The 883-nt window shown below is 69.0% G+C and carries 1 tRNA gene; it reads left to right on the top strand.

Annotated features, from left to right (window positions below):
- Positions 1-49 precede the first annotated feature (49 nt).
- Positions 50-125: transfer RNA gene (locus E1287_RS43375), tRNA-Lys, on the top strand.
- The last annotated feature ends 758 nt before the right edge of the window (positions 126-883 follow it).

The following is an 883-nucleotide window of genomic DNA, read 5'->3' as shown; positions in this document are numbered from 1 at the left end:
CCGTAACCCCGTCGCAAACCCCCCATCGATCTCGGTACCCTTGCGGGACGGGTCGCTAGCTCAATTGGCAGAGCTCCGGACTTTTAATCCGTAGGTTGTGGGTTCGAGTCCCACGCGACCCACCACCCGCGACCAGCACAAACAAAGAGCGGACCAGGCCATCGGGGCCGCTCGATGGCTCAGGTGGGCAGTCTTGGAGGGACTCCAGCGCGTCGTACCTGAGCGCGATGCGCCGGTCCGCGAGGCGTCGGCCTGCTCGCCGTCATCGGTGTCGCCGTAGCCCCGTTCTGGCGTGCCAATAGGTTGTCGGCGACGTCAGTGGCCGCAGCGGTGAGGCAGACCAGATGCCGTAAGGCTCGGGGCGGCGACCCTGGTGATCACGATGGCCGTGTGCGGGCGGTCGCGCAGCACGGCTCGTCCTGCCCCTCCAAGAGGCCCGAACATCTCGCACCCTGGCGCTGCTCGACGGACAGCTGGTGCTCCAAGCGCCGCCCCGGCGAGTGGCCGATTCCCTGCGGATCACAAGGCTGGACCAGCACGTCACCATCGCCCCGACGATCGCCGACCTGCCCACATGACCGCAATGGTCGTGGCTCTGTGGGCACCCATAGAGCATTAACAGCCCGCGTTGGTCAGCGTGGCATCGGGCCGGGACGCCCACCATCGCTAGGTGCTGGGCGAGTCGGGCCCGTCCGTCCTGGCTCGGCCCTGCAGCGCTGCGACCTGTCTGTTGTCCGCGGCGGAAAGAGCTGGACGGCGCGTTCGGCCAGGTCCAGGGCGGCGGCGAGGCCCGCGGATGTGGATGTCGGGGTCGGCGGCGATCGCGGCATCCGTATCCGGGCGTGGCCGGTCAGGAAGGTCCAGGGGCGGGCGGGTGTGGTGG

Source organism: Actinomadura sp. KC06 (assembly GCF_004348735.1).
Taxonomy (GTDB): Bacteria; Actinomycetota; Actinomycetes; order Streptosporangiales; family Streptosporangiaceae; genus Spirillospora.
This window is presented reverse-complemented; position numbering and strand designations above follow the sequence as displayed.